16 protein-coding genes are annotated in these 16,484 nt (G+C 56.2%); 15 read left to right on the forward strand and 1 reads right to left on the reverse strand.

Annotation, left to right across the window (positions count from 1 at the left end; genetic code table 11):
* The first annotated feature begins 15 nt into the window (after nucleotides 1–15).
* The 3 genes from EDC14_RS12095 (at nucleotide 16) to bglB (ending at nucleotide 3,335) form a co-directional block, all read left to right on the forward strand.
* On the forward strand, nucleotides 16–963 hold the full coding sequence (locus EDC14_RS12095) for a sugar phosphate isomerase/epimerase family protein (protein ID WP_132014558.1): 948 nt from the start codon (nucleotides 16–18) through the stop codon (nucleotides 961–963).
* Nucleotides 964–1,005: 42 nt separating this feature from the next.
* Nucleotides 1,006–1,698, forward strand: a complete 693-nt coding sequence (locus tag EDC14_RS12100) for a hypothetical protein (protein ID WP_132014559.1) — start codon at nucleotides 1,006–1,008, stop codon at nucleotides 1,696–1,698.
* A 587-nt stretch (nucleotides 1,699–2,285) separates the two neighbouring features.
* Complete coding sequence (gene bglB / locus EDC14_RS12105) at nucleotides 2,286–3,335, forward strand: beta-galactosidase BglB (protein ID WP_132014560.1); 1,050 nt, start codon at nucleotides 2,286–2,288, stop codon at nucleotides 3,333–3,335.
* 66 nt (nucleotides 3,336–3,401) lie between these two features.
* On the opposite strand, the gene EDC14_RS12110 is transcribed toward bglB, so the two are convergent.
* Nucleotides 3,402–3,935, reverse strand: a complete 534-nt coding sequence (locus EDC14_RS12110) for a ferritin-like domain-containing protein (RefSeq protein ID WP_132014561.1) — start codon at nucleotides 3,933–3,935, stop codon at nucleotides 3,402–3,404.
* Nucleotides 3,936–4,547: 612 nt separating this feature from the next.
* On the opposite strand from EDC14_RS12110, the gene EDC14_RS12115 reads away from it, so the two are divergent.
* The 12 genes from EDC14_RS12115 to EDC14_RS12170 all read left to right on the forward strand — a co-directional run bounded on the left by EDC14_RS12115 (nucleotide 4,548) and on the right by EDC14_RS12170 (nucleotide 16,190).
* The gene (locus tag EDC14_RS12115) at nucleotides 4,548–5,252 is read left to right on the forward strand and encodes a response regulator transcription factor (protein ID WP_132014562.1); all 705 of its coding nucleotides are present in this window, start codon (nucleotides 4,548–4,550) and stop codon (nucleotides 5,250–5,252) included.
* On the forward strand, nucleotides 5,236–6,714 hold the full coding sequence (locus EDC14_RS12120) for a sensor histidine kinase (RefSeq protein ID WP_132014563.1): 1,479 nt from the start codon (nucleotides 5,236–5,238) through the stop codon (nucleotides 6,712–6,714). The genes EDC14_RS12115 and EDC14_RS12120 overlap by 17 nt, the downstream gene beginning before the upstream one ends.
* A 228-nt stretch (nucleotides 6,715–6,942) precedes the next feature.
* On the forward strand, nucleotides 6,943–8,373 hold the full coding sequence (locus tag EDC14_RS12125) for a TolC family protein (protein ID WP_132014564.1): 1,431 nt from the start codon (nucleotides 6,943–6,945) through the stop codon (nucleotides 8,371–8,373).
* Nucleotides 8,370–9,623 (forward strand): efflux RND transporter periplasmic adaptor subunit, encoded by a 1,254-nt coding sequence (locus EDC14_RS12130; RefSeq protein WP_132014565.1) that lies wholly within the window; start codon nucleotides 8,370–8,372, stop codon nucleotides 9,621–9,623. Before EDC14_RS12125 ends, EDC14_RS12130 begins: the two co-directional genes overlap by 4 nt.
* Nucleotides 9,624–9,648: 25 nt before the next feature.
* Nucleotides 9,649–10,359: an ABC transporter ATP-binding protein gene (locus EDC14_RS12135; RefSeq protein WP_132014566.1), complete on the forward strand. Its 711-nt coding sequence runs from the start codon at nucleotides 9,649–9,651 to the stop codon at nucleotides 10,357–10,359.
* Nucleotides 10,356–11,552: an ABC transporter permease gene (locus tag EDC14_RS12140; RefSeq protein WP_132014567.1), complete on the forward strand. Its 1,197-nt coding sequence runs from the start codon at nucleotides 10,356–10,358 to the stop codon at nucleotides 11,550–11,552. Before EDC14_RS12135 ends, EDC14_RS12140 begins: the two co-directional genes overlap by 4 nt.
* Nucleotides 11,553–11,684: 132 nt before the next feature.
* Nucleotides 11,685–12,569 carry an SPL family radical SAM protein gene (locus EDC14_RS12145; RefSeq protein ID WP_132014568.1) on the forward strand — a complete coding sequence of 295 codons (885 nt, stop codon included), beginning with the start codon at nucleotides 11,685–11,687 and terminating at the stop codon, nucleotides 12,567–12,569.
* Between the two features lie 396 nt (nucleotides 12,570–12,965).
* The gene (locus EDC14_RS12150) at nucleotides 12,966–13,586 is read left to right on the forward strand and encodes a class I SAM-dependent methyltransferase (RefSeq protein ID WP_165907981.1); all 621 of its coding nucleotides are present in this window, start codon (nucleotides 12,966–12,968) and stop codon (nucleotides 13,584–13,586) included.
* Nucleotides 13,583–14,293, forward strand: coding sequence for a metal ABC transporter ATP-binding protein (locus EDC14_RS12155; protein WP_132014570.1), 711 nt, complete (start codon nucleotides 13,583–13,585; stop codon nucleotides 14,291–14,293). The genes EDC14_RS12150 and EDC14_RS12155 overlap by 4 nt, the downstream gene beginning before the upstream one ends.
* A complete protein-coding gene (locus EDC14_RS12160) occupies nucleotides 14,290–15,117 on the forward strand; it encodes a metal ABC transporter permease (RefSeq protein WP_132014571.1) in 828 nt (275 codons plus the stop codon). The genes EDC14_RS12155 and EDC14_RS12160 overlap by 4 nt, the downstream gene beginning before the upstream one ends.
* A gap of 2 nt (nucleotides 15,118–15,119) precedes the next feature.
* Nucleotides 15,120–15,881 (forward strand): metal ABC transporter solute-binding protein, Zn/Mn family, encoded by a 762-nt coding sequence (locus EDC14_RS12165; protein ID WP_132014572.1) that lies wholly within the window; start codon nucleotides 15,120–15,122, stop codon nucleotides 15,879–15,881.
* Nucleotides 15,882–15,893: 12 nt separating this feature from the next.
* Entirely contained in the window at nucleotides 15,894–16,190 is a 297-nt protein-coding gene (locus EDC14_RS12170; protein ID WP_132014573.1) for a hypothetical protein, read from the forward strand.
* Nucleotides 16,191–16,484: the final 294 nt, after the last annotated feature.

The following is a 16,484-nucleotide window of genomic DNA, read 5'->3' on the forward strand; positions in this document are numbered from 1 at the left end:
ACCGGGAGGAGAACCATGGCCGATGTACTGCAATCCCTGAGCTTCTCCACCATGTGGAATTATATGCGCAGCGGGGACGGGGCCGAGTTGCTGCGGCAGATCCTCGCGCTCGGCTTCCGCCGGGTGGAATTGAATTACCGGATCGCCGAGGCGACGCTCCGCGCGATGGAGCCGCTGCTGGAGACGGGGGCGATCCGGGTGAGCAGCCTTCACAACGTATTTCCGCACACCGACGATCCGGCGTTCGACACCGATTCTCTGCTGCTCAGCTACGAGGATCCGGAGCTGCGGAAGCGCTCCATCGCCCTGACCCGGCGCACCGTGGACTATGCGCAGCGTTTGGGAGCGGAGGCGGTGGTGATTCATCCCGGCGCTGTGCCGGAGCTCCCATTTCGTCCGTATGACAGCCTGCTCAAGGAGATGTATCGGAAGGGCTTGAAGGATACGCCCGAATACCGGCGGCTATTCCAGGAGATGAAGGATTACCGGGAGCGGGAAAGGCCGGCCTATATCCGGCGGATCAAGGAAAGCCTGAGCGAGATCTGCGCTTACATCGCCAAAAAGAACTACCGGGTCAGCCTGGGGATTGAGAACCGGTCGATGTGCCACCAGATCCCGGACTTCGAGGAAGCCCGTTACCTCCTGGATGAGCTGCGGGGACTGCCGGTTTATTTCTGGTACGACATCGGCCACGGCCTGGCCATGGAGGCGCTGGGAATCTACGATAGCCTGAGCGAAGCCCGCAAGCTGCAAGAGCGGATCCTTGGCGTTCATATCCATGACACCGTCGGAGTGGAGGATCATTGGACGCCCTATATCCATAGCGACCGGCTGGATGACTTCATCGAGATCATCCGCGCCGCGCCGATCAAGGTCTTGGAACTGGGGGCCAAGAATCCGGCGGACGAGATCCGGCGGGGCGTGGCGGTGTTATGCCGGAAGATCGGCGGCGGTGAGGCTTGAAGCGCCAAAGACAACATCGATAGGAAAGCCGGGAGGATGCCGATGGATGCGGAATGGCTGAAACGGTACGCGCCGTACCTTTACTTTGACAAAAAAGAGCCTTTTTACCCGCTGCGAGTGGGCTGGACGGTGTTGGACAGTCCGGGCCGTTCGCCTTCTTTTCCCAGAGATCTATACTTTGACGGCAGGAAGATCAAGTTTGTCATTGAATATGCGATCTATTGGCATTTTGATATCGGACACCTTTATGAGCTGGAGCACGTCTGGGTGTATCTGGACCACGCCGGGCGGGTGGCCGACTGCGAGGCCAGTTTTCACGGGCGATATTTGAAGGGGCTCCTCAAAGACCGGAGCAATCTGGCGGATGATACCCATGTGGAACTCTATTCGCAACCGGGCAAGCATGCTTTTTCGCCGCTTCCGCAACTCTTTGAGCTGTTGCCCGGTTTCGCCGCGGCGACTCTGGACGACGCCGGCCGGGACGGGCTCTGCGTGACCGGCGTCGCGCGGGGCCGCTACGAGACCGACCCGGAGACCGACCGGCTGGTCCGCCGCTATCTTCAGCAATACCGCTTCCAGCCGTCCCTGGAGTTTCAGAAATACGTGATCGCGGAGCAACTGCTGGTGCCCTGGCCCGAGCTGGACCAGGCCATTCCGGGGTGGATCGCCGCTCAATTGGCGGAGATCCGCCGGAGTATCGGGGAGCCACCCGGAAAGGCCGGTTGCGGCGCCTGAAGAAAGAAGCGCCGGGGCTTTCGCGGCGGTCCGCCGAAAGAGCGGGGCAGCATCCCGGAGGCTTCGGGATGGTTCTCCGGGAGCCGGTCCTGTTTCCCGAAGACCCGGGGAAGCATCCCGAGGCTTTGGTCCTGTATCCCGGAACCTCCGGGCAGTTTCCCCAAAGGTTCCGGATGCTTCCCCGAGGCTCCGGGAAGCTAGGATGATCTTTCGGGAAGAAAGGATCAAGGGATCCTATGAAAGGATCACCGGATCCCTTACAAGGATGAGAACCATCCCTGACAAGGATCATGGCATCCCTTACAAGGATCGAAAGCTTCTTTGAAAGGATCGAGGCATCCCTAACAAGGATGGCTTTCATCCTAACAAGGATGAAGAATATCCTAGTTGGACGAAAGAGCATCCTTGACACGAGGGCGGCGATCCCTGGAACGGCAATCGCCATCCCCGGAGATGAACGGGGCGGGGCAACAAGACGAATGCTTTGGGAGAGAATGTGGCGCGTTTGAGAAAACGAGACGAAAGCTTCCGCCGCTTTCCCGGAGCGCCGGATCGTTCAAACCAACCCCAAAAAGAGGAGGATAACCATGAATCACACCCCCAATATCCGGGAGACCGCCGAGCGAGTGATCAACCGGCTGATCCGGACCGCCAAGGGAGACGGCTCCAACGACCACCTGGTCATCGAGACTTGGGAATGGCCGCAAGGAGTGGCGCTCTACAGCCTGTTCAAATATTACCGGCATACCGGCGACTCCAAGCAGCTGGATTTCATCAACCACTGGTTTGAGCAACGTTTCGCGGAAGCGGAACCTCCCAAAAACGTCAATACCGTGGCGCCGCTCTTGACCCTGATCCATTTATACGAACTGACGGGCGATCCCCGCACGCTACGGATCTGCACCGAGTGGGCCGAATGGGTGATGCGGGAGATGCCCCGCACCGAGGAGGGGGGCCTGCAACACATCACCAGTCATGACCGGAATGAGCAGCAACTTTGGGACGACACGCTCTTCATGACCGTGTTATTCCTGGCCAAGTTCGGCAAGGCGACCCGGTCCGAAGCCTACATCCAGGAGGCTATCTACCAGTTCCTGTTGCACATCAAATACTTGTATGATCCGGCCACCGGCCTCTGGTTTCATGGCTGGACGTTCCGGGAGCGGAATCATTTCGCGGACGCGCTCTGGGCTCGGGGCAACTGCTGGTTCACCGCCGGGGTGGTGGAATTCCTGGAGATATTGGGGTTGGACGGCGCGCTCCGCCGCCATCTGGTGGACACCCTGAAAGCCCAGGTGAAGAAGCTGGCCGAGCTGCAGGACGCGAGCGGCCTCTGGCACACCTTGCTGGATGATCCGCATTCGTACCTGGAGACTTCGGCGAGCGCCGGGTTCGCCTACGGCATCCTCAAGGCGGTCCGCCTGGGGTATCTGGCTCCGGAGTACGCGGCCGTGGGCCGCAAGGCGGCGGACGGCGTCCTGGCCAAGATCGATTCCGACGGCACGGTGCAGGGAGTCTCCTATGGCACGGCCATGGGTTCGGATCTGGATCACTACCGGCGGATCAAGATCTGCCCCACTTCGTACGGGCAGGGATTGGCGTTTCTGCTCTGCACCGAATTGGTCCGGGAACAGTAGGAGCGGCGGCGGAAAGAAAACGGCAGCGGATTGCATCGCAATGGCGTTTTTGGCGCCCGGCGGCAGTCAGGGGCAGTATTTGGCATAAGCCTGGCGGAATAAGCCCAGATGATGCTGCTCATCCCGGATGATCCGTTCCAACAGCGCCTGGATCCGCTGATCCGCAATGAGTTGCTGATGATGGCGGTAGAGCTGGATGGCTTGGATTTCGGCGGCGATATCCGCGCTTAAGCGATCGGCGAGACCGGTTCCGTAGTAAACCACGGCCGCGTTCCAGTAGGCCGGAGCATTGGCGGTCAGGGTGCGGAATTCCGGGGCCTTCCCCAGCGACAGGATGGCCTCAGCCAACAATTCCATGTGCTTCATCTCAATGATGGAAATGCACTCCACCAGTTCGGCCAATTCCGGAAAGCGGCCGTGAAAGGTAAAGTGGTGGTAGAGATACTGATTGATGGCGGTCATTTCACTGATGGCTCCCGTGAAGTCTTCCAGCAGGAGTGTGGCATAATAATGGTTGGGCGCCATGGCTTCGGGCGCGGGATACGGTTCCGGCAGGTCGCAAATGCGGTTCCGGAGATGCGGATCGGATGGTTCCGCCATGGGGGAGCCTCCTTTGGATGGTTTCATCATCAATATATGACGGCTGACGAGAGAGTCTTCCAACAATCCCTTCCGTGTCGCGGCAATGTCATCAAGCGATAATTACATATTATGGGATGAAACATTGTCCGCCCAGTACACGAGGATGAATACGAGAAAAGTCTGAGATGCCTAAAAACGACCTCACCCCGGCCCTCTCCGACGATGTGATTCAAAGAAGCGGATTCAGCGGAGAGGGATGACGGAGCTTGAAACTTGGACCTCTTGGAAGTCTCAGCGATGGCCTAAAAGATAGGCCCGAGTTTTGGGCGATTCACCTCTCCCCGTCGAATATCTTCTTCGAAATCAGCATTGCCGGGGAGAGGCCGGGAGAGAGGTCGCTTTTGGAGTTCGTAGCTTGTCATAAAATACACTTCCATTTTATCCCACGATACCTTGATGACATTGCCGTGTCGCGGAAGGGTATTTTTTTGGGAAGAGCGAATGGTATCCAAGAAATATCACCGCGAAACTATGGGATGTTCACAGAATGAACACATGTTTCTTATACAATGGGAACGACGCCAAACCCCGGCCGAACCATTCGAAGGACATTGCAAAGGATGAAAGCCGATGACCAATGGTAAAACGGTAATGATTGCCGACGATGAAGAGCGGATGCGCAAATTGGTGGGAGATTTCCTGAAAAAAGCCGGTTACCGCGTAGTGGAGGCGGAGAACGGCAAACGGGCTTTGGAGCGCTACCAAGAAGAACCCGGGATCGACCTGGTGATTCTGGATGTCATGATGCCGCTCCTGGACGGTTGGACAGTCTGCCGCGAGATCCGCAAACGCTCCAACCGGACGCCGGTAATCATGCTCACCGCCCGCGGCGAAGAATCCGATCAGCTCTTCGGCTTCGATTTGGGCGCGGACGAGTATGTCACCAAGCCTTTCAGCCCCAGCGTCCTGGTGGCCCGGGTCCAGGCATTGCTGCGCCTGGTCGATGATTCGGAAAAGGCCAAAACCGTGCTGGACCGCAACGGGCTGCAGATCCACAAGGACGGCCGTTTTGTAACGGTGGACGGCGCCGGTATCGATCTGAGCCCCAAGGAATATGAGCTCTTATTGTATATCGTGGAAAATGAAGGAGTCGCCCTCAGCCGCGACCAGATTTTGAACGCGGTTTGGGATTATGACTATTTCGGAGACGCCCGGACGGTGGATACCCATATCAAAAAACTCCGCCTGAAACTGGGCGATAAGGGCGATTTCATCCAGACCGTCCGGGGCTTCGGCTACCGCTTTGAGGGAAAAAAAGATGAAAAGCTCGATTAGGAATCAACTATTCTGGGGGATCAGCTCCTTGATCGCCTTTTTTGTCCTGTTGTCCTGCTTCCTCAATCTTAATTTCTTGGACAAATACTATATCGCCCGCAAAGGAGCAGCCCTGCACCAGGAGTTCCGGTACATCGACCGGATCTATCAGGGCGATTTTGAAAAGATCCGAACCCAATTGGAGAAACTGGTCCAAACCAGGGGCGCCAATATTGTCATCCTCGATCCAAATTTAGCTGTAAAATATGAATCGCACCCCCGACCGCCGGGGCTGCCGGCCCGGCCGATGCAGGAGCGTCCGTTGCCGCGTTTTGTCACCCAGACCGAGGATTGGTCCAAACCGGCTTATCATATCGATGCTCCTCAAAAAGGTCCGCACACCGAATTTTTGAATTTCACCGCCCAGTTGCATAACGGCGATTATCTATGGTTGGGGACCCCCTTGCCGGAGATTCGGCAGAGCGTGGCGATCTCCAATCAATTCTTCCTGCTGACGGGCATTTTGACCATCATTATCGGCGGCATCATCGTCTTACTTTATTCCCGGCGGTTTACCCGCCCGATCCTGGAATTGAACGCGATCGCCCAAAACATGGCGAGACTCGATTTCACCGCGATGTATCCAATCAAGACCGAGAATGAGATCGGCGAATTGGGCCGGAGCATCAACTCGCTCTCGGAGCAACTGGGAAAGTCCATCAGCGAATTGCAACAGGCCAATCACCAGTTGGAGCTGGATAATGAGCGGCAACGGAAGATTGACGAGATCCGGAAGGAGTTTATCTCCAATGTCTCCCATGAATTAAAAACGCCCATCGCCCTGATCCAGGGTTATTCGGAAGGGTTGCAATTGAATGTCGCCGACAATGAGGAGGATAAGAATTTTTATTGCGGCGTCATCATGGACGAGGCGAATAAAATGAATAAGCTGGTCCGGAACCTGTTGGACCTGTCGGAGATCGACTCCGGCTATTTACAGCTGGATCGGAAAGTTTTTGACCTGGGGCAGCTCGCCGAACGGGTTATCGAAAAGTACCAGCTGATCTTGAAAGAACAGGAGATTCACTTGGAGATCCGCCGTGACGGCGAGGCGATGGTCCAAGCGGACATGGGCCGGATCGAACAGGTATTGGTGAATTATCTCAACAATGCCGTGGAGCATATCGACGGGGAACGGCAATTGGCCGTCAGCGTCCGGGCTGAAGACGGGCGGGTGCGGGCGGCGGTCTTCAACTCGGGGAAACCCATCCCCGAAGCGGACAAGGAGAAGATCTGGATCAGCTTTTACAAAGTGGACCAGGCGCGCACCCGGGCCTACGGGGGCAGCGGCCTGGGGTTATCGATCGTCCGGGCGATTCTCGAGCGCCACCACGGCAGATTCGGAGTTTGCAACCGGTCCGGGGGCGTGGAGTTCTGGTTCGAATTGGAGGCGGTTCGAACGGATGAAACGGAGCAAGGTTAGTTCAGAGAAGCAGCGGTGACGGCTGCTTCTTTTTTTGTAACCTGGGAATGATACCGGATAATTCATGGCGCGGACCGCCCAAGAATCATGCCAAAAACATCAGGCGTTCACCGAACGGACACAAACCTGGGTTAAAATGATAATTATTCAATATTCTACATTTTCCGAGCTATTTAGGGATATTCAAATCGGGAAGCAGCAAAATACAACGGACATGGGAGTTTGACCTTGAAAAAGAAAATGCAATGGAAGAAAAACTTATGGTTGGCCTTGTTGGTGATTGCAATCCTGGGGCCGGGATTTACGGCCCGGGCCGAGCCTCAAACACTGACCCTGGCGCAAGCCTTAGAGATGTCATTCCAGGCGGACTATCAAGTTAAGACCGATCGGAACAGCTTGGAAAAGGCCAAGCTGGCCGTGAAGAAGGCGGCCTTGAGCATCTTACCCGAGGCCACCGTCGACGGCCAATATCAGTATCAGACGACGGATGATACGTATCCCCATTCGTATCAGGTCGTCGTCCAACAGACCATTCCCACGACTTATAATCTGTACGGTCAAAAGATCGTCACCGCTATCGAGGCGGCGATGTGGGATCAGGTCACGGCCGAGGCGACCCTCCAGATTGACCAGGCCGAAGTCGTTTATACCACCTATGAGTATTACCTGAATGTTTTAAAAGCACAGCAGGTATTGAAATTGCAAGAAGCCGCGCTGGCAAAGTACAAAGAAGACAGCGCGCTGGCTCTGCAACAGTTGAGCTTGGGCAAGATCACCAAGCCGGAACAGTTGAAGACGGTCAACAGCCTGAACCAGGCGGAGTACGATTTGGAAAAATACCGTTCCGACCTGGAGATCGCCCTTCAAAAACTGGCCAATCAGATCGGACTGAAAGATCTCGTCTCTTATCAATTGGCGGAAGTGACTTTCGAGGAGGAAAAGGCCGTTGCAGAACTGGCCGGGTTGCAACAAAAGGCATCCCAGAGACGGCTGGAATTGCAGACCAAGGAGATCGCCGTCAAACAGGCCGAGCGGACCTGGTCCCAGGCCAAGAATGAAGAGTTGCCGACAGTAGCGGTCAGTTACAATAGCCGGAATCAGACCCAGAGCTTTGGATTGAGCTATGACCTTTTGAGCGGCGATTTCAGTTGGTTGGCGGCGCACAGGGACGAATCCTATGAGACCCAGACCGACGTTCTCACCGGCAACACGGAGAGCGATTATTACGGCACCAAGAAAAGATATTTTACTTTCAAGGTGCAATGGAGCCTGGACTTCGGCACCGCAGCCAACGAGACTCAACAAGCGCGGTATGCGTTGGAAAACGCCAAGCTAGATCTGGAGAAGGAACGCCAGGATATTGCCCTCGATGTGTCTCAAGCGTTCGCCGAGTATCAGCTGGCCGTCAAACAGCATGCATTGAACCAAAAAGCATTGCCCTATTATGAAAAAGATCTGGAGATTAAGGAGGTTCAGCGGAGGTTGGGAGCCATTACTTTCACCGATCTTTCCGACGCGCGGCAGGATGCGTTGGACGCACGGATTGCGGCTGTCAAATCGCTCTACGACCAGATACTGGCGTTGCAAAAATTGAAAAAGGTCGCCGGTGATCTGTACCCCTTTGACCAAATATCCAGATTGGAAGGGAAGCAACCATGAAAAAGATGAAGCAAAAACTAATCATTCTGGGCATCGTCATTCTGGCGGGATTGGCCATCGGCTGGCTGGTCATCCACCAGCGCCAACAGGCCGCCCAGGCCCGGGTCGCAGCGGAGTTTGACGTCGCCGAAGTGCGGCGGATGGATCTGAGCGAGAAGGTCGACGCCACCGGCGATGTGGTGACGGAGAAGAACGCCGCCATTTACTCCCCGTATAGCGCCACTGTCAAACAGATTCTGGCCAAACCGGGCGATTCGGTGCGCCAGGGCGACGTGCTGTTAATCCTGCAATTAAAAGACGCGGACCTCATCAATTATTCGGCGGGCTGGAAATCCTCATTGGAGCAGGCCCAAGAGAATTTAACGATCGCCCAAAAAGCATTGAAACGGCAGCAGATCCTTTATAAGATCCAGGGCACGACCATCGACGACCTGGAGAGCGCGCAAACCAAGGTCCAGCAATATCAGGCGCAAGTGGCGGAATACCGCCTGAAGCTTGCTTCGTTGACCAAAAACGGCGTGAACAATAACAACGAAATCATTATCAAGGCGCCGTTTGACGCCGAAGTATCGTGGATCGACGTTAAACTGGAAGAAACGGTGGCGACCACCGATGAGCTGCTGACCCTGGGCGGCGCCAGCGCCATCCGGGTCGAAGCCGCGGTCGATCAGGGCGACATCAATCAGATTCGGGTTGGGCAACAGGCCTCCATCAGCGCCAACGACCAGGACCGCACCCTTATCCCCGGCGCGGTCACTTCTTTTGGGAGCACCGGCACGACCAGCTCCAACGTGGTCACTTTTCCGGTGGTCATTAAACCCACCACGACTGGAAGCGCCGCGTCTCCGGCGCAGCAGGACCGTTTGAACCCGGGCGGCCAAAATGGCAAAAAACCTCAGAACTCCTCCAAATTGGCGGAGAGGAATCTCGCCAATCTTCTGAAATCCGGAATGACGGTGGACGTAACGATTATGGTGGACCCGCACCCCAATGTGTTAGCCATCCCGGCCCGGGCGGTTCTGGAAGAGGACGGTCAGACCACCGTCAAAGTGTTGAAACAGGGAAAATATCTATCGCAGAAAGTCCAATTGGGTTACCGGGGAACGGATTATATGGAAGTCCTCTCCGGCCTGCGCGAGGGAGAGCAGGTCGCCGTAGCCAAGTTGCAGTCATCGGGCCAAACCAGCCAGTCGAAGCAGACGCGGCAGGGCGGCATGATGGGCGGCCCCGGCGGCCCGCCGCCGATGTAAGCTGTAAGAAACAGGAGAAACGACAATGATCAAGATGGAGAATATTTGCAAAGTGTACCGCATGGGGGATACCGAGGTTTGGGCTTTGGACCAGGTATCTTTGATGATCGAGGAAGGCGAGATGGTGGCGATCATGGGCCCTTCCGGCTCCGGAAAGTCCACCATCATGAATATGATCGGCTGTCTGGACCAGCCGAGTTCGGGTTCGTACCGGCTCGCCGGACGGGAGGTCGCCAACTTAAGCGAGCGGGAGCTGGCCGCAATCAGGAATCAGGAGATCGGCTTCGTTTTTCAATCCTTTCATCTCTTACCCAACCTGACCGCTCTCCAAAACGTGGAGTTGCCGCTGGTTTATGCCGGGGCTCCCCCGGCGGAGCGGCATCAGCAGGCATTGGACGCTTTGAAAAAGATGGGCCTGGAACAACGGATCCACCACAAGCCGCGGGAGTTGTCCGGCGGTCAGCAACAGCGGGTGGCGATCGCCCGGGCGCTGGTCAATGGGCCAAAACTGTTACTGGCGGATGAGCCCACCGGCAATCTGGACTCCAGGGCCAGCGTGGAGATTATGGGAATCTTTCAAGACTTGCATCGCAAGGGAATGACGATCGTCATGGTAACGCACGAACCGGATATCGCCACTTACACCCAGCGGATTTTACGGTTCCGCGACGGGAAGATCATGGCCGATGAGCTCAACAAGCAAGTTTTCATCCCCCGGGAGGAATGGACGGCATGAGAATCACCGAGAACGTCACAATGGCGGTGAAGAACCTCACCGCCAACAAAATCCGCTCCTTATTAACGATGCTGGGCGTGATCATCGGGGTGGCCGCGGTCATCGACATGGTGGCTCTGGGAGAAGGAGCCAAGCAGCAGGTCACCAAGAATATCACCGCCATGGGCTCCAATCTGGTGATGGTCTTTCCGGGAATGGGCACCCGCCGCGGCGGCTCCTTCGGCGGCGGTCAGCCCTTGACGAATGCCATTTTGCCGGTTATTGAAAAGGCCGCGCCGGAGATTGCGGCGATTGCCCCCGAAGCCCGGAGCAGCATGACGATTGGGACAGGAGTCGAGAGCATGACCAGCTCCGTCATTGGGTGCACGATCCCCTATTTTTCACTCCGGAATTATCAATTGGCGGAAGGCAGACTTTTCTCTGAATCCGAAGTCAACGGCCGCCGCAGGGTGGCGGTGATCGGATCGTATGTGGCCTCGGAGTTGTTCGGGGGATACGAGCCGCTGGGACAGGATATCAAGGTCGGCGTATCCCGTTTCCAGATCATCGGCGTGCTCAAGGAGAAGGGCCAAAGCGGTTTCAACAACAGCGACGATCTGGTCCTGATCCCGCTCTCCACCGCGCAGCAACGGGTCTTTGGCAACCAGAACGTGGACACCATCTACATCCAGGCGGACAGCGCCGATCATGTGGATTCGGTTTACAATCAGGTTTATGCCGTCTTATTGCAAAAATTCAAGGATGAAAGCAAATTCAATGTCAGAAATCAAGCCGAGATCCTTTCCACCGTCCAGCAGACCACGCAGACCTTCACGCTGCTGCTGGCGGGCATTGCCGCGGTATCCTTGCTGGTGGGGGGGATCGGGATTATGAATATCATGCTGGTCTCGGTGACCGAGCGGATCAAGGAGATCGGCATCCGCAAGGCGCTTGGCGCGCAAAAATCGGAGATTCTGGGACTGTTCCTCATCGAGGCGGTGGGCCTCAGCCTGGCCGGCGGACTGATCGGCATCAGCCTGGGGTGGATCCTGGCCTCGGCCATTTCCCGCTTTTCGGGCTGGACTACAGTGGTCTCCCCGGCCTCCATCGTAGTCTCCTTCGGATTCTCGATCCTGGTGGGACTCTTCTTTGGAGGGTATCCGGCCTACAAAGCGGCGGGAATGAATCCGATCGAGGCCTTGCGGCACGAATAGAATCCCGGCGGGAAGAATGGTTATGCACCGCACGCGATAAACTTGACATTCTATTGTCAAGTTTATTTTGTTATAGTAAACGGTAGGATAATCCATTTATCCAAGAAACTTTGCATGAGGGATTGAGAGCATTTGAAAACGATTCCCACCAAGTCGATCCTGGCGCCGTTCAAGAACCCGGAATCATGGTTCGGCAAACGATACAATATGAACCTCTATCGCGGCTGTACCCACGGCTGCATTTACTGCGATTCGCGCAGCGACTGTTACCGGATCCCCGACTTTGACGAGTTGGCCGTGAAAGAAGGAGCTTTAGCGATTCTGGAAAAGGAACTGCGGAGCAAGCGAGAGAAAGGAATTGTCGGCATGGGCGCCATGAGCGATCCCTATAATCCGCTGGAAAAACAGTTGATGCTCACCGGCAAGTCCCTGGAGTTATTGGATAAGCATGGCTTCGGCGTCCATATTCCGACCAAGAGCGATCTCGTCACCCGGGATATCCCGATCCTGCAGTCCATCGCCAGGCATTCCCCGGTCAGCATCGGCATTACCATTACCGCGTCCGAGGATGGGTTGGCCGGGATGATCGAGCCGGCGGCGCCGTCCTCTTCCCGGCGCTTCGCGGCCCTGCAAGAACTGGCGCGGCACGGAATTTACGCCGGTATTCTGATGATGCCGATCCTGCCTTTCATCTCGGATCAGCCCGAGAATATTCTGACGCTGGTCCGGACCGCGGCGGAGTGTGGCGCCCGCTATATTTTCCCCTGGTTCGGACTGACCTTGCGGCCGGGACAAAGGGAGTTTTTTTACCGCGCCCTGGACCGGCATTACCCGGGATTGAAAGAGCGCTATCAGGCGACTTACGGCAATGCCTATGAATGTTTATCGCCGGACCACCGGCGGTTGTGGCGGATGTTTACCCGGGAATGTCAAAGCCGGGATATCCGTTACCGGATGCCGGATATCATTGAAGGTGCGAAACGGATGCCGGTCTCCAATCAACTGCCGCTATTTTAAAGTGCTTTGATAACTCTTGCTCAATTTGGCCGCGGTCTTGCCCGATGTGCAACTGGAGTCGAGCCGGTTACCCGGGAACGCTGCCCCAAGAACTTCCGGCTCTGCCATCAACGCCCGTTCTCAGGGAGCGCTGGGGCAAAGATGGTTCAGATGAAACGCAAATCGTCTAGGCGGCGCACGGGAACGGTTGCTGCCGCCGGGGAGAGAGAAGCCTTTTATAGGAATTTAATTTTAAGCGACTTCGCCGAAGGGCGAGGCGTTTTTTTATTGCCAATCATTTAGGTTAAAATTGGGTAAACCCGGTTATCGATAGAGGGAATTGCTGGAGAGAAGCGAATTAGTAACACAAAATTATAAAATGTGATACTGATGTGCTCGTTCAGGGAGGAGCCGGAAATGCAGAACTTCGCGATGGATCTTAACCGGATGGCATTCTTTGAAGGCCTGGCCGAACAATGGGACGTGGTCGGAACGCCGCCGTCTCCGGCAAAAGTTGCGGCTTTCCTGGAAAAAGTGGGGTTGGAATCCGGAGATAGAGTGCTCGATTTGGGTACCGGCACCGGGCTCATGATTCCGTATATCTTCGGCTGGGATCCGGCAACGGTCTGGGCGGTCGACTTATCCCCCAAAATGCTTGCCAAAGTGCGCGAGAAATATGGAACTGTCTATGGCGACAGGCTCCGGCTGTTACAGGCCGACGTTCACCAGCTGCCCTTGGAAGACGGCAGTCTGGACAAGGCCATTTGCAACGGCACGTTTCCGCATTTTCACGATAAAGCCTTGGCACTGGCTCAGCTCCACAGGGTTTTAAGTCCCGGCGGCACACTGGCCATCCACCATTTTATCGGAAGAAACCGGCTCAATGCGATCCATGCCCAATCGGCCAACGAATGGATTCGTCAGGACCAGCTTGAGCCGGTGACGAAATTAGCCGCGCTAGCCGGGGCAGCCGGATTTGCCGTTCAAATGAGCATCGACAGCGAGACCGAGTATGGCCTGATTGCGGTGAAGCCATGACCAATTCCTCCCCAATAATTGCCGCCGGGGTTTCCGCGATTACCATCGCCGATCTGTGGGTCGGCTACGGCCAGGCTCCGGTGCTACGCGATCTCTCTCTGAATCTGGCGGCTGGCAGGTCGCTGGGGATCGCCGGGCCCAACGGCTCCGGCAAGTCTACCTTGTTCAAAGCGATTCTGGGACTCATCCCGCCAAGCCGCGGCGAGATTGCCATTCTGGGGCGGCGGCTCGCCGCCGAGCGGGATCGCGCCTGGGTCCGGCGCCAGGTGGGTTATGTGCCGCAACAGCTCTTTCCGGGCCGTTTGCCGGTTTCGGTCCTCGACGCCGTACTGATGGGGCGCTGGGGGAAGACTTTCGGTTTTTTCAAGCATCCCGGCGCCGCCGACCGGTCGGCGGCCCGTCAGGCATTGCTGGAGGTGGGGCTGGTCGGGCACGAGCGTTCCGATTGCCGTTCGCTGTCCGGCGGCGAACAGCAAAAAGTGGCCATTGCCCGCGCCTTGGTCCGCGACGCTTCCATCTTGCTCTTGGATGAACCCACCACCTACCTGGATCAACGATCCAAGGCGGATCTCGTGGCGATGATCGAGCGGCTCCGGCACCAACGGCGGCTCACTGTCGTTACGGTCAGCCACGATGCCGGCCATTTACGGGAGATTACCGACGTCATTCTCCGGTTACGGGATGGACGGTTGGAGGAGATGCCATGAACTTGCTGGATTTCATCCGGGTGCCGCTGTTTCAGCGGGCTTTCCTGGGCTGTCTCTTTTCGGGGCTGGGCTTGTCGTTGCTGGGTTTGGTGATCCTCAGCCTCAACCTGACCACCATCCGTTTCGCATTGATGCACGTCGCGCTGTTAGGAGCGGCGCTGGCGCTGGTTCTGGGCTTTCCGCCCCTGGCCGGGGCGCTGGCCGGCATCGTGATCGCCTCCCTCCTGTTGGGACCGGCGAGCGACTCCATCAAATTGGACACCGGGAATATCGGAGCCATCTTTATGACCGGCTCGCTGGGACTCGCCTTTATGCTGTTTTATAAAGCGGGAATACCGGCGATGGATGCTTTCGCGCTGTTCACCGGCAATGTGCTGGCCCTGGAAAAAGCCGATTTATGGGCCATCGGGATCCTCACCTGCCTGATCCTCGCGGTTTTCAGCCTGTTTTACCGGGAGATTCAAATGATGCTTTACAACCCGGAGCTGGCGGAGAGCCTGGGGGTTCCGGTGAAATGGCTGCGGAACGGCTTATTGTTGCTGGCCGGTTTGGCCATTGGCCTCAGCATCCGGACGGTGGGGGCGTTGTTGATCGATGCCGCGGTATTATTGCCGGCCATGGCCGCTTTGGCTGTCGCGCGCGGCTTGAAAAGCGCGCTCATCCTCGCGGCGGGCTTCGGGATCCTCTCCCAAGTCGGCGGGTTGGCCGCTTCCATGATCTTGGATCTACCCAGCGGAGCGAGCATCACGTTGGCAGCCGTCTGCGTCCTGGGGGCCGTCGGGGTATGCCGGGCGATAATGCCCAAAATTGAAAGGAGCCGTTAAATATGGTACAGCTGAAAAAATGCCGCGCTTGGCGAGGATTCTCTCTCATCTTTGCTTTATTCATGGTGATGACGAACGTTTGGGCCGATTCTCCCGGGAAGACGGTGGTCGCTTCCACCGGCTGGGTAGGGGCCATCGCGCAAGCGGCGGGAGCCGATGAGGTGCGCGTCCTGGCGCCGCTGGATCTGAAACACCCTCCCGAATACGATTATCGCCCCGCCGATATCGCCAAGCTGAACGAGGCGGCCCTGGTAGTCTATGCCGGGTATGAACCGTTTATGAAGAAATTAATCGCGGCGGCCGGTTTTCCCGAAGCCAAAGTGGCCAAAGTGCTCACTGCCAACGAGCCGGCCAATCTGAAACAACAGGCGCGGCTGCTCGCCGCGCGACTGGGTACTGCCCAGAAAGAGCAGGCCTGGGAGAAGGCGTTCGACGCGGCGCTCGGCGCCATTCGAAAAAGCGCTGAACTCCATCGAGTGCAGCAAATCAGGGTCCTGGTCCAGGAACATCAGGTGCCGTTGGTGAAATGGCTGGGCTACGATATCGTCGGCGTCTTCAGCGCGGGAGAGCTTTCTCCGGCCAAAGTCATGGAATATGCCAAATTAAAACCCGATCTGATCGTCGATAATTTCCACAACCCGCAGGGGAAGCCCATTTTGGAGGTGGCGCAATGCCGCTATGCGGAGTTGATCAACTTCCCGTCCGTCAAAGCGTCGTCCCTGATCGAACTCTTCCGGGAGAACGCGGCCCGGTTGGGCTTGTAAAAAAGAATCCCCATGCTTTCGACGGTCCCTGATTCGGAAAGAATGATCCCGTCAAACGGCCGGCGGAAACCGCAAATTGCCATTGCCATCTCCCAAAAGGAATTTGTCACCATGAAAGTTGCAAATTCCATCCGTCCAATTGAATTTGGGAGCGGACAAATCGAAAATGCGATCATGAAAATGGCAAATTCATTCCGAGAAATTGGAATTGCGCTCATGAAAGTTGCAAATTCCGACTGTCAAATTGAATTTATCGGCTCGCGAATTGAAATTACCGTTTCGAAAATGAAGTTTATGGACACAAAATAATAATTTGCACCGTTTTTTATGAAAGATGGATTCCGGTGTCAGTTGAAGCAATTTTATATCTTTCCGGGAGGCTGTTGTTCAAAGGCGGCCTCTTTTTTGTTTTTCGAGGATGTCAGGGGGGGTGTTCCGAGGTGGCAGCGAAATGGGGTGACCGTTCCGTTACAATCTATATTTTTCCAAATGAACGCGAGCATTCTACCCTATCCCGGCGAAGCCGGAACCAAAAAGGTAAAAAACAAGCCAATCACGAAATATTCAACAAAATGAGACTTCCTTTTTGGAGGTATAAGTAAA

Origin of the sequence: Hydrogenispora ethanolica, assembly GCF_004340685.1 — a bacterium.
In the GTDB taxonomy this organism is placed as follows: domain Bacteria; phylum Bacillota; class UBA4882; order UBA8346; family UBA8346; genus Hydrogenispora; species Hydrogenispora ethanolica.